This window comes from Dactylosporangium vinaceum (assembly GCF_019904175.1).
Lineage (GTDB): Bacteria > Actinomycetota > Actinomycetes > Mycobacteriales > Micromonosporaceae > Dactylosporangium > Dactylosporangium vinaceum.
This window is the reverse complement of the sequence record NZ_CP061913.1, coordinates 9,378,323-9,390,815: the sequence shown is the minus strand read 5'-3', so window position 1 is coordinate 9,390,815 and position 12,493 is coordinate 9,378,323. Positions and strand designations below refer to the sequence as shown.

At 72.0% G+C, this 12,493-nt stretch carries 10 protein-coding genes; 9 read left to right on the top strand and 1 reads right to left on the bottom strand.

What is annotated here, in order from left to right:
- Positions 1 to 121: 121 nt before the first annotated feature.
- The 5 genes from Dvina_RS41940 (at position 122) to Dvina_RS41920 (ending at position 7,320) form a co-directional block, all read left to right on the top strand.
- Positions 122 to 1,333 (top strand): nucleotide sugar dehydrogenase, encoded by a 1,212-nt coding sequence (locus Dvina_RS41940; RefSeq protein WP_246655669.1) that lies wholly within the window; start codon positions 122 to 124, stop codon positions 1,331 to 1,333.
- Positions 1,330 to 2,127, top strand: a complete 798-nt coding sequence (locus Dvina_RS41935; RefSeq protein ID WP_246655668.1) for a glycosyltransferase family 2 protein — start codon at positions 1,330 to 1,332, stop codon at positions 2,125 to 2,127. The genes Dvina_RS41940 and Dvina_RS41935 overlap by 4 nt, the downstream gene beginning before the upstream one ends.
- 9 nt (positions 2,128 to 2,136) lie before the next feature.
- Positions 2,137 to 3,162, top strand: coding sequence for an NAD-dependent epimerase/dehydratase family protein (locus Dvina_RS41930; protein WP_246655667.1), 1,026 nt, complete (start codon positions 2,137 to 2,139; stop codon positions 3,160 to 3,162).
- Between the two features lie 148 nt (positions 3,163 to 3,310).
- Complete coding sequence (locus Dvina_RS41925) at positions 3,311 to 4,516, top strand: hypothetical protein (RefSeq protein ID WP_223095872.1); 1,206 nt, start codon at positions 3,311 to 3,313, stop codon at positions 4,514 to 4,516.
- Between the two features lie 86 nt (positions 4,517 to 4,602).
- Positions 4,603 to 7,320, top strand: coding sequence for an AAA family ATPase (locus Dvina_RS41920; RefSeq protein ID WP_223095870.1), 2,718 nt, complete (start codon positions 4,603 to 4,605; stop codon positions 7,318 to 7,320).
- Here the strand turns inward: Dvina_RS41920 and Dvina_RS41915 are convergent.
- Complete coding sequence (locus Dvina_RS41915; protein WP_223095868.1) at positions 7,271 to 8,215, bottom strand: AraC family transcriptional regulator; 945 nt, start codon at positions 8,213 to 8,215, stop codon at positions 7,271 to 7,273. The two genes, Dvina_RS41920 and Dvina_RS41915, sit on opposite strands and share 50 nt — an antisense overlap.
- Positions 8,216 to 8,322: 107 nt before the next feature.
- On the opposite strand from Dvina_RS41915, the gene Dvina_RS41910 reads away from it, so the two are divergent.
- Genes Dvina_RS41910 through argJ form a run of 4 tightly spaced genes read left to right on the top strand, consistent with a single transcriptional unit; the run spans position 8,323 to position 12,441 of the window.
- Positions 8,323 to 8,754 (top strand): organic hydroperoxide resistance protein, encoded by a 432-nt coding sequence (locus tag Dvina_RS41910; protein WP_281428418.1) that lies wholly within the window; start codon positions 8,323 to 8,325, stop codon positions 8,752 to 8,754.
- 58 nt (positions 8,755 to 8,812) lie between these two features.
- Positions 8,813 to 10,219, top strand: a complete 1,407-nt coding sequence (locus Dvina_RS41905; RefSeq protein WP_246655666.1) for a hydrolase — start codon at positions 8,813 to 8,815, stop codon at positions 10,217 to 10,219.
- Positions 10,220 to 10,264: 45 nt separating this feature from the next.
- Positions 10,265 to 11,269 carry an N-acetyl-gamma-glutamyl-phosphate reductase gene (argC, locus tag Dvina_RS41900; protein WP_223095863.1) on the top strand — a complete coding sequence of 335 codons (1,005 nt, stop codon included), beginning with the start codon at positions 10,265 to 10,267 and terminating at the stop codon, positions 11,267 to 11,269.
- Positions 11,266 to 12,441 (top strand): bifunctional glutamate N-acetyltransferase/amino-acid acetyltransferase ArgJ, encoded by a 1,176-nt coding sequence (argJ, locus tag Dvina_RS41895; RefSeq protein ID WP_223095861.1) that lies wholly within the window; start codon positions 11,266 to 11,268, stop codon positions 12,439 to 12,441. The genes argC and argJ overlap by 4 nt, the downstream gene beginning before the upstream one ends.
- Positions 12,442 to 12,493: the final 52 nt, after the last annotated feature.

The window sequence follows — 12,493 nt, the reverse complement described above, 5'->3', positions numbered from 1 at the left end:
CCGTTATCAGACACTGTGCGTAATGCTCGATGGGGGACGGCCGGGCCGGAGGTGGTACCGTCGGCGCGCCTATTGCTGTTGGCGGCGTTCCTCTATATAAGGCCGATCGAAGGGGCAGAGCGTGACAGACGTCAATGCATCGGCGGGGTTCACCACCGACGTCGTGGTGATCGGCGGCTGCGGCCGGGTGGGGCTCCCACTCGGGATCGCGCTGGCCTCCCGCGGCTTGCAGGTGACCCTGTACGACATCAATGAGGCCGCGGTCAACGTGGTCAACAGCGGCACCCTGCCGTTCGACGAAGAGGGTGCGGCCGAGCCGCTCGCGAAGGCCGTGGCCGAGGGCCGGCTCAAGGCGAGCACCGACCCGGCGAGCGTCGCCTCGGCCGAGAACCTCGTCGTGATCGTGGGCACGCCCGTCGACGAGCACCTCAACCCCAACATCGCGGCCGTGCCGAAGGCGATCGAGCGCTGCGCGGAATACCTGCGCGACGGGCAGTTGATCGTGCTGCGCAGCACCGTCCACCCCGGCGTCACGGCCCTCACCGAGAAGCTGATCAAGAAGCTCGGGGTGAACGCCGACGTCGCCTTCTGCCCCGAGCGCATCGCCGAGGGCAAGGCGATGACCGAGCTGTTCGAGCTGCCGCAGATCGTCGCCGCGCGCACGCCGGAGGCGACCGAGCGGGCCGAGAAGCTGTTCCGCAACCTGGCCAACCAGATCGTGGTCCTGGAGCCGGAAGAGGCGGAGCTCGCCAAGCTCTTCACCAACACCTGGCGCTACATCAAGTTCGCCGCGGCCAACCAGTTCTGGATGATGTCCAACGACTTCGGCCTGGACTTCGAGCGCATCCGCCACGCGATCCGCTTCCAGTATCCCCGGGCCACGGACATGCCCGGCGCCGGCTTCGCGGCCGGGCCGTGCCTGCTCAAGGACACCATGCAGCTGGCGGCGTTCAACAACAACAACTTCGTGCTCGGCCACAGCGCGATGCTCATCAACGAGGGCCTGCCGCTGTACGTCGTGTCGAAGCTCCAGGAGCGCTTCGACCTGTCGGAGATGACCGTCGGCATCCTGGGCATGGCGTTCAAGGGCGGCAGCGACGACATCCGCGAGTCGCTCGCCTACAAGCTGCGCAAGGTCGTCATGCTGCGGGCCAAGGAGACGCTGTGCTCCGACCCGTACGTCAAGGACGACCGGTTCGTCCCGCTCGACGAGGTCCTCACCCGCGCGGACCTGCTCATCATCGCCGCTCCTCACCCCGAGTACCGTGACCTGCAGACCGAAATTCCGGTTGCCGACATGTGGGGCGTGACGAACAAGGGCGTGCGTATATGAGCTTGACGCCACAGATCTCTGTGGTCATCCCGGTCTACAACGAGGGCGAGGCGATCGTCCGCTGCCTGGAGCGCATCCTCCGCGAAGTGATGATGCCGGCGGAAGTGCTCGTGGTGCACGACATGCCCGATGACACGACAGTGCCGTTCGCGCTGGAGGTCCAGGCCCGTGACCCGCGGGTCCGGCCGGTGCTCAACACCTACGGCCGCGGCCCGGCCAACGCGATCCGCTTCGGCATCGACGTGGCCCGGGCCCCCGTGGCCGTCGTCACCATGGCCGACGGCTCCGACGACCCGCGCCAGATCGAGGACCTGGCCCGGCTCGTCGACCGCGGGGTCGTGGTCGCGGCGGCGTCGCGTTACATGCCGGGTGGCCAGCAGGTCGGCGGGCCGCGGTTCAAGCGGATGCTGTCGCGCAACGCCGGCCGCACGCTGCACTGGTTCGCCCGCGTCGGCACCCGTGACGCCACCAACAGCTTCAAGGCGTACTCGACACAGTTCGTGCGCCAGGTCGGGATCGAGTCGAAGACCGGCTTCGAGATCGGCATCGAGCTGACCGCCAAGGCGACCCGGCTGCGGCTGCCCGTGGCCGAGATCCCGACGATCTGGCTCGACCGGCAGCTCGGCGAGTCCCGGTTCGACGTGGGCCGGTTCATGCCGAGCTACCTCAAGTGGTACTGGTTCGCGTTCGGCCCCAGACTGAGTGTGGAGAAGCTGGCGAAACGCCCGGCTTCCACGGCCGCGCGGGATGACGCGCAGGCCGCCCGTGAGAGTTCGACGGCTCATCAAGGATAAGGAGTATTCGTGGCAAAGGTCCTGGTCACCGGCTCGGCCGGCTTCATCGGTGGATATGTCGTCGAGGAGCTGCTCGCCCGCGGCTACCAGGTGGTCGGCCTGGACAACTACTCGAAGTACGGTCCGGTCACCCGCAGCTACGACTCCCACCCGGACTACCGCTTCGTCGAGGGTGACGCCCGCGACGTCGACCTGGTCACCGACCTGCTCGACGGCTGCGAGCACTTCATCGCGGGCGCCGCGCTCATCGGCGGCATCTCGTACTTCCACGCGTATGCGTACGACCTGCTGGCCAGCAACGAGCGGATCATGGCCTCGTCCTGCGACGCCGCGATCAAGGCGCACCAGCACGGGACGCTGAAGAAGATGACGTACATGTCGTCGTCGATGGTCTTCGAGTCCACGACGCACTGGCCGTCGAAGGAGGGCGACGAGCGCGAGGTGCCACCGCCGCTGTCCTCCTACGGGTTCCAGAAGCTGGCCGTCGAGTACTTCGCGAAGGCCGCGTGGGACCAGTACAAGCTGCCCTACACGATCGTGCGCCCGTTCAACTGCGTCGGCGTCGGCGAGGGCCGGGCCCTCGGCGAGGTCGAGGTTCTCTCCGGCAACGTGAAGCTGGCCATGTCGCACGTCGTGCCCGACCTGGTCCAGAAGATCGTCAAGGGCCAGGACCCGCTGCACATCCTGGGCTCCGGTGAGCAGGTCCGCCACTACACGTACGGCGGCGACCTGGCCAAGGGCATCATCGCCTGCATGGAGTCGGACGCGGCGACCAACCAGGACTTCAACATCTCGACCGCCGAGTCGACGACGGTGCTGGACCTGGCCGCGGTGATCTGGCGCAAGATCAAGGGCGCGGACGTGCCGCTGCGAGTGGTCTCCGACGACCCGTACGAGTACGACGTCCAGAAGCGGGTCCCGGACGTCACCAAGGCGCGCGAGGTGCTCGGGTTCGAGGCCACGACCTCGCTCGACGAGATGCTCGACGAGGTCATCCCGTGGGTGACCGAGGCGGTCAAGGAAGGCCGCCTGTAAAGGCTGGTTTCGACGAAGGGTCCCGCCGCTCGGCGGGGCCCTTTTTCGTTGTACCGGCGTGACCGTCGCAACCGACCTCAGCCGTGAACCAGCACGCCAGCCGCCTCGCGCGGCAGTGCCACCCCGGGCCGCGGCGGGGTTCGCGGTAGTGCTGGCGGGTGCGCTGCTCGGGCTCGCCCGGACCCGCGAGCCCGGCGCGCTTGACTCGCTCTGGGCCGAGGACGGGCAGAACTTCCTCACCGACGCGCTGAACCTCCCGTGGTACGAGGCGATCCTGACGCCCTTCAACGGGTATTTCCACATCGTCGCGCGCCTGTGCTGGGCGTTCATCGCGCTGTTCCCGGTCGCGTGGGCGGCCTCGCTGAACGCGGTGATCGACGCGGGCATCACCAGCGCGCTCGGGCTGGCGGTGTTCCGGGCGGCGCGGTCCCGGCTGGACGCCTTGCCGGCGGCGCTGATCGGGGTGGCCGCGGCGCTGCCCATGGGGTTCGTGCCCAACGCGCTCGCCCAGCTGCAGTTTCCGCTCGTCTACGCCGGCCTCTGGATGCTGCTGCGGAGGCGAGCGAGCCCGCTGGCCGTCGGGCTGGCGGGCCTCGCGGTGCTCAACTCGATGCTCGGCGTCCTGCTGACCGCGGTGGCGTTCGTCGGTCTCGTCAGATATCGCAACCGCGAGTGGGCCTGGAAGCTGCTCGGCGTCATCCCCGGCAGCCTCCTGCAGCTCGTCCCGCTGCTCACCGGAGCGACCCGGCGAGGGCTCGGCGAGCGGCCCGAGCACAACCCGGTGACGGTGGCCGCCATGTACCTGCGGTGGGGTGTGCCGCGGTCCTTCCTCGGTCCGGCGTGGCTCGAAATCTCAGATGATGCATGGAGCCACCGGGCGGTGACGGCCATCGGCCTGCTCATTCCGGTCGCACTCACCGGACTGGCGCTGTGGTCACGGTGCTACCGAGAGTTGCGATTGGCCGCCGCGCTGGCCGGGTTCGGGGCGCTCGCCGGGGCCGTGCAGCTCGGTGCCCACGGGTTCGGGGAGGACCGGTACCTGGTGCTCATCAGCCTGCCGAACCTCGCGGCCGGGGTGGTGCTGGCGGCCGGGGTCCAACGCTCGGGAAGAGCCCTGGGTTGCGTTTCGGTGAAGGTCCCGCTTGTCGTGTTCGCGACACTTCTCACAGTCGTGCTCGCGGCCAACTTCCGGCCCGCGAGCCCCCGGGACGGCAGCCCGCGCTGGGGGGCGGCGGTGGCGCAGGGGCGGGCGGAATGCCTTGTCCGGCCCGGTTTGGCGCGCGTGAGCGTCCACATCGCCGCATGGCCGGTGCTCGGGTGGGAGGCGGTGCTGCCCTGCGCCCGGTTGCGATGATCCGGAGTCGATCCGGCGTCATCTTACCGTCTTGCCCCGTTCTCCGGCCGTTGCGACGAACGGGCGTTCGTTAGAGACTCGGCGTCGTGGTGAGCACCCCGTCGGCACCCATCGGCCGGGCCGATCTGCTGAGCCATGCCCGTGAGCGGCTCGCGGCGGGGGGCAGCGTCGTGCTGTGCGGCCCGGCGGGCATCGGGAAGTCCACGATCCTCGACGCCCTCGCGGCGGCCGAGACCGAGGCGCTGGTGCTGCGCGCGGCGGCCGCCGAGGCCGAGGCGGACCTGCCGTACCTGGCCCTGGTCGACCTCTTCGACGGTGCCCCCGACGCCTCCGACCTGCTCCCGGCCCACCTGCGGGCCGCGCTCGACGGCGCCCTGCTGCGCAGCGCCCTGCCGGCGACGCCGCACGACCAGCTGGCGGTACGGCTGGCGGTCCTCGAGCTCTTCCGGGCGTTGGCGGCCGACCGGCCGATCCTGCTCATCCTCGACGACGTGCAGTGGATCGACGAGCCCAGCGCCGGCGTGCTGCGGTTCGTGTCCCGCCGGCTCGGCGAGGTGCCGGTCAAGGTCCTGGCGGCCGAGCGGGTGCCCGACGGCGGCGCCCCGACCCGGCTCGACCTGTGCCCGCCACCGAGCGTGACGCTGCCGGTGCCGCCGCTGCCCCAGAGCGACATCGCCGACCTGCTGCGCGCGCGGTTCGGGGCCGAGGCCGGGCGGGCCCACGTCCAGCGGATCTTCGAGGCGAGCGCGGGCAACCCGCTCTACGCCGTCGAGCTCGGCCGGGCCATCGGCAGCAGCTCGTTTCCGGTCACCGACCCCCTGCCCGTGCCCGACCGCCTCCGCGAGCTGCTCGCCGCCCGCCTGGCCACCCTGCCGGCCGACGACTGGCCCGCGCTGCTCGTCGTCGCCTCCGCGGCCCGCCCCAGCCTGGCCCTGCTCGGCGCCTGCGGCATCGCCGAGCTGCACGTCGAGGCCGGGATCGCGGCGGGGGTACTGCACGTCGAGCCGGACGGCGCCATACGGTTCTCGCACCCGCTGCTGCGCGAGATGGTCTACGCGGACGCGACGGCCGCCGCCCGCCGGGAGACCCACGAGCGGCTGGCCGACACCGTCACCGACCCGGTGGACCGGGCCCGGCACCTGGCCGCCGCCCGCCCCGAGCCCGATGAGGGCCTGGCCGAGTGCCTGGCCGACGCGGCCTCCGCGGCCCGCCTGCGCGGCGCCCCGGCCATGGCCGCCGACCTCGCCGCCCTGGCCGCCGACCGCACCCCCCGCGCCACCCCCGGGGTCGCCGCGGTCCGCCGGCTCAGCGCGGCGCAGTACGCGTACTCCGCCGGCTCGCCCGCCGACGCCCGCCGCCACGCCGCGGCCGCCCTGCGCGACGCCGCCGACCGGCGCACCCGGGTCGGCGCCCGGCTGCTGCTCGTCGAGATGTCGGGCGAGGACCACTCCAACTCCGGCCCGCTGCTCGACGCCGCGTTCGTCGAGGCCGTCGACACCCCCGACCTGCTGGCCCACGTCCGGCTCTACAAGGCGGTCAAGGCCTACTGGGACGGCGACGGCGAGGCGGCGCTGGCCGAGCTCAAGCGGGCCGAGGAGGCCGCCGAGCTCTGCGGCGACATGGAGCGCCTGGTCGAGGTCCTCAGCTGGCGGGGCAACATCCTGCTGGGGACGGAGGGGGACGAGTACCTCGAGCGGGCCGGCAAGCTCGCCCGTGGCCTGTCACTGACCCCGGCGACAGTCGCGGCCCGGCAGGTGGCCGCAATGAGCCGGCTGTTCAAGGGCGAGACGGCCGAGGCGGTGCGCCGCATCGAGGCCCTCCGGATCGCCGTCGAGCGGGCCGGGACCGTCCGCGACCTGGCCGCCGTGCTGGTCTCGGTGGCCGGCATCTACTGGCGGGCCGGCCGCTGCGCCGACGCGCTCGTGGCCGGCCGCGACTGCGTGCGCCTCTACGTCGACGTCGAGACCACCCCCGGGCCGGGGTACCTGGTGGCGGCGCTGGTGGAGTACGCCGGCGGCAGCGCCACCGCGGCCGCGGGCTACTCGGACCGGGGCCTGGCCGCGTGTCTGGCCGCCGGGGACGAGGACTGGATCAAACTCGCCTACGCCATCAGCGGCCTGGTCCACATGCTCCGCGGCGACCCGGTGGCCGCGGCCGAGGCGATGCGCGAGGCGTACGCCCTGGACCAGCGCCTGGGCCGGCTCGACCCCGGCGTCCTGCCGTGGCACGCCGACTTCGTCGAGGCCCTTGTCGGCGCGGGCGCCCGCGCGGAGGCGGCCGCGGTGCTCGACGAGGTCGAGCAGCGGGCCCGCCACCTGGACCGCCAGGTGGTCTTCCTGGGCCTGGCCCGGGCCCGCGCGGTGCTGACGGCGGCGACGGGGGAGGCCCGCGAGGGCGCCGAGGCCCTGCACCGGGCGATCGAGGAGTGGCCCGACCACCCGTACCCGCTGGAGTTGGCCCGGGCGTACTACACGCTCGGCGGCCTGGAGCGCCGCGCCCACCGCCGCGGGGCCGCGCGCGCCGCGCTGTCGGAGGCGGTGCGCCGCTACGGCGCCGCCGACGCCCACCCGTGGCGCGAGGTCGCCGCGGCCGACCTGGCCCGCCTGGACGGCGGCCGGGGCGCCGGCCTCTCGGAGACCGAGCGCCGCATCGTGGAGCTGGTCCGCGCGGGCGCGACGAACCGCGAGATCGCCCGGGCCCTGTTCCTGTCGATCAAGGCGGTCGAGGCCAACCTGACCCGCCTGTACCGCCGCCTCAACGTCCGGAACCGCTCCCAGCTGGCCCGGTTCCTGGACCCGGAGTGAGCGCCCGGCGGTAACGGCCGGGTGCCACGCCGTGCTCCCGCTTGAACGCCTTGGCGAACGCGAACTCCGAGGTGTATCCGACGCGCCGCGCGACCGCCTGCACCGGCTGGTCGCCGTCCCGCAGCAGCCGGGCGGCAAGCGTCAGTCGCCACCAGGTGAGGTAGCCGAGCGGCGGCCGGCCGACGAGCGCGGTGAACCGGCGGGAGAACGCCGCCCGGGACAGTCCGGCCGCGGCGCCGAGCGTCTCGACGGTCCACGGCCCGGCGGGATCTTCGTGGATCCGGCGCAGGGCCGCGGCGACGGCCGGATCGCGCAGCGTCGCCGCCCAGCCGGTCGCCGGGTCCTGCCGCTCGAGCCAGGACCGCAGGATGTACAGCAGCATCATGTCCAGCAGCGCGGCCACGACGGCCTCGGTGCCGTGGCCGGGGCGGCCGACCTCGGCGGCGAGCAGGCCGACGGCGGCGTGCAGCGATGAGTGGTGGCCGAGCCGGGCCGGCAGGTGGATGACGTCGGGCAGCTCCGCGAACAGCGGGTGCGGCCGGGTCCGGTCGAGCGTGTAGGCACCGCACAGCAGGACCGTCGCGGTCCCGGCCCCGGCATCCGCATATGGCCTGATCGCCGCCAGCGAGGCCGAGGGAACGTCCGTCAGCGGGGTCGTGAGGCTGTCGGCAAGCGCGTGGCCGCGGCCGTGCGGCAGGCACACCACGTCACCCGGCCCCAGGGCGATCGGCGCGCCGTCCGCCGGGACCAGCCAGCAGGTGCCCTCGAGCACCACGTGGAAGCCGGCCCCGTGGAACGGCTCGGCCCGCACCCCCCACGGCGCGCACTTGCGGATCTGGGCGGAGTGCGGCCGCCCGGTGCGCATGACCACGATGGTGTCACTCAGCACGTCCACGGTCAGAGCGTATCGGCCTGCGAGCGCCAACGAGACGATCGGACATGAAACCGAGATCGTGAGCCATGGAGCGGCGCTCGCGGCCTCCATACGCTCCAGGCATGACGATCACAGTGCTCTACACCGCCGAGGCCCTCTCCACCGGCGACGGCCGCAACGGGCACGTCACCACCGCGGACGGCCGCATCGACCTCGACCTGGCCATGCCACCCGCACTCGGCGGCACCGGCGAGGGCGCCAACCCGGAGCAGTTGTTCGCGGCCGGCTATGCGGCGTGCTTCCACAGCGCCCTGCGGCTGATCGCCCGGCCGGCGAAGGCCGACGTGTCGGACTCCACCGTCACGGTGCGCGTCAGCATCGGCAACGAGGAGGACGGGAACGTCGGCCTGGCCGCCACGGTGCTCGTCGGCCTGCCGAACGTGGAGCCCGCCACCGCGGAGCGGCTCGTCGCGGAGGCGCACCACGTCTGTCCGTACTCCCGGGCAACGCGGGGCAACATCCGGGTCGAGCTTCGGACCCTAGCCTTACCCGCGCGTTAATACTGGTGACATCAATGTTTACATAGACTTCCTCCGATTCCTCACCCCGGAGGTAGCAGTGTTGAAACGTGCCCTGCTCGCCGTCGCACTCATGACGGCGGGCATCACCTATGTGGCAGGGGCGGCCGAATCGCAGGCCGCCGCCGTGCACCGAGTCCTGTTCGACAACACCAAGGCGGAGACGGCGGGGAACGCCGACTGGATCATCAGTACCGCGCAGCCCGACCCGCTCGCGCAGAACGGCAACCCGAGCGGTGAGACCTCCTGGACCGGCGCACTGTCGGCCTGGGGCGTGGCGCTGCAGCGGACGGGGCAGTACAGCCTCAAGACGCTGCCCGCCGGCAACACGATCACCTACGGCGGGTCGGGGGCACTCGACCTCAAGAACTTCGACGAGTTCGTGATGCCGGAGCCCAACTCGCCGCTCAGCGCGGCCGAGAAGACCGCGATCATGAGGTTCATCCAGGCCGGTGGCGGGTTCTTCCTGATCGTCGACCACACCGCCAGCGACCGCAACAGTGACGGCTGGGACTCGGTGCGCATCGGCAACGACCTGCTCACGAACAACGGCGTCGACAACACCGACCCCTTCGGGTTCAGCATCGACGTCAACAACATCGGCACCGAGAACCCGGTGGCCATCTCGAGCACGACCGACCCCGTGATCAACGGGTCGTTCGGGAAGGTCCGCGGCAGCATCATCCGCAACGGCTCCACGCAGACGCTGCACCCGGCGGACAACGCCTCGGTCAAGGGCCTGGTGTACCGCAGCGGCTTCACCCCCGGCGGCACGACCGGCGCGTTCTTCACGACGTCCACCTTCGGTGCGGGGCGGGTGGCCGTGTGGGGCGACAGCTCGCCGATCGACGACGGCACCGGGCAGAGCGGCAATACGCTCTACGACGGGTGGAACGACACTGCCGGTACCAACGCCGCATTGGCGCTCAATGCCACCGCCTGGCTGGCCGGGACCGGGACGGCGACACCGCCGCCCACGACCACGCCGCCGGGCACCGGCTGCTCCGGCGCTGAGCTGTTCGCCAACCCCGGCTTCGAGTCCGGTGCGACCGCGTGGACGGCCAGCTCGGGCGTGGTGACCAACGACACGTCGGAGCCCGCGCACGCCGGATCCTGGAAGGCGTGGCTCGACGGGTACGGCACCGCGCACACCGACACCCTGTCGCAGACGGTGACGATCCCGTCCGGGTGTGCCCGGGCGACGCTGAGCTTCTGGCTCCTGGTCGACACCGACGAGACCGGCAGCACCGCATACGACAAGCTCACGGTCGCGGCCGGCGGGACGACGCTCGCCACGTACTCGAACGCCAGCGCGACGGGCGGCTACTCGCAGAAGACACTCACCGTCAACGGCTCCGGCTCGGTGACCATTACGTTCACCGGTGTCGAGGGCAGCAAGCTGGCCACGGCGTTCGTCCTGGACGACCTGAGTCTCAAGGGCGCCTAGTTACCTGCTTGAAACAGGCTCCTGCATAGAGATACAGTCGAGCGTATGGGAATACGTGTCGCCGTCGCGGGGGCCTCGGGCTACGCCGGCGGTGAGCTTCTACGGCTCATCGCCGGCCATCCGCACCTCGAGCTCGCCACCGCCACCGGGTTCGCGCAGGCCGGATCGACAATCGCAACCGTCCACCCACACGTGCGATCCTTCCGTGACGTCGTCCTGGCCCCGACCGGGCCGGAGGCGCTCGCCGACGCCGACCTGGTCTTCCTGGCCCTCCCGCACGGTGAGTCGGCCGCCCTCGCGGCTCAGCTGCCCGAGTCGGTGAAGGTCGTCGACATCGGGGCCGACTTCCGGCTCCGCAGCGCCGCCGAGTGGGAGCAGTACTACTCCGGGCCGCACGCCGGCACCTGGACCTACGGCCTGCCCGAGCTGCCCGGCCAGCGGGAGCGGATCGCCGCGTCGACCCGGGTCGCCAACACCGGCTGCTACGCCGTCACCACCATCCTCGCGCTGGCCCCGCTCATCGCGGCCGGGGTCGCCGACCCCGAGGACGTCGTCGTGGTCGCCGCCTCCGGCACCTCGGGTGCGGGCCGCTCGGCCAAGCAGCACCTGCTGGCCTCCGAGGTGATGGGGTCGATGTCGCCGTACAAGGTCGGCGCCCACCAGCACGTCCCCGAGATCAAGCAGGCCAGCGGGGCCCGCACGCTGTCGATGACCCCGATCCTGGCCCCGATGCCGCGGGGCATCCTGGCCACGGTCACGGCCCGGGCGCTCACCGGCGCCGACCCGCGCGAAGTCCTGGCCGCCGCCTACGACGGCGAGCCGTTCGTGCACGTGCTCCCCGAGGGCCAGTGGCCCCAGACCGGCGCCACCCTCGGCTCCAACTCCGCGCACCTGCAGGCCACCGTGGACGTGGACAGCGGCCGGATCGTCGTCGTCTCCGCGACCGACAACCTGGTCAAGGGCGCGGCGGGGCAGGCCGTGCAGAACGCGAACATCATGCTGGGCCTGCCCGAGGTGGCCGGCCTCGCCGTCGACGGGATCGCGCCATGACCGTGACCGCGCCGAAAGGCTTCCGGGCGGCGGGGGTACCCGCCGGGCTCAAGGCCGTGGCCGGAGCGCTTGACGTGGCCCTGGTCATCAACGACGGGCCCGACACCACCGCCGCCGCCGTCTTCACCGGCAACCGCATCAAGGCCGCCCCGGTGCTGTGGAGCCAGCAGGTGCTGAAGGGCGGCATCGTGCGGGCCGTCATCCTCAACTCCGGCGGCGCCAACGCCTGCACCGGCCCGGCCGGGTTCCAGGACACCCACGCCACCGCCGAGCGCACCGCGGCCGTGCTGTCCGGGCGGGCCTCCCGCTTCCCGGTCGGCGCCGGTGACGTCGCCGTCTGCTCCACCGGGCTCATCGGCGAGCGGCTGCCGATGCCGAAGCTCCTGGCCGGCGTCGATGCGGCCGCCCGGGCGCTGTCCCGCGACGGCGGCGCCGCGGCGGCCCAGGCCATCATGACCACCGACACCGTGGCCAAGACCGCCGTCCACAGCGGCCAGGGCTTCACCGTCGGCGGGATGGCCAAGGGCGCCGGCATGCTCGCGCCCGGCCTGGCCACCATGCTCGTGGTGCTCACCACCGACGCGGTCGCCGACGCGACGACGCTCGACACCGCGCTGCGGCTGGCGACCGCCGTCACCTTCGACCGCATCGACTCCGACGGCTGCATGTCCACCAACGACACGGTCCTGCTCATGGCCAGCGGCGCCTCCGGGATCGAGCCGACGCCCTACGAGCTGGCCGAGGCCGTCACCGCGGTCTGCGCCGACCTGGCCCGCCAGCTCATCGCCGACGCCGAGGGCGCCACCAAGGAGATCGCGATCGAGGTCACCGGGGCCGACACGGCCGCCGACGCGGTCGAGGTCGGCCGGTCGATCGCCCGCAACAACCTCGTGAAGACCGCGTTCTTCGGCAACGACCCCAACTGGGGCCGCATCCTGGCCGCGATCGGCACCACCTCGGCCCGGTTCGAGCCGGACCAGGTCGACGTGGCCATCAACGGCGTCTGGATCTGCAAGGGCGGCGCGGCCGGCGAGGACCGGTCCAAGGTGGACCTCAGCGGGCGGGCGGTCACCGTCACCGTGGAGCTGCACGCCGGGATCGAGGCGGCCACCATCTGGACGAACGACCTCTCCATGGGCTACGTCCACGAGAACTCGGCCTACAGCTCATGAGCGGTTCGGAGCGAAGCGGAGAGGCCGCTCATCAGCAAGCGCAGTGGGGCTC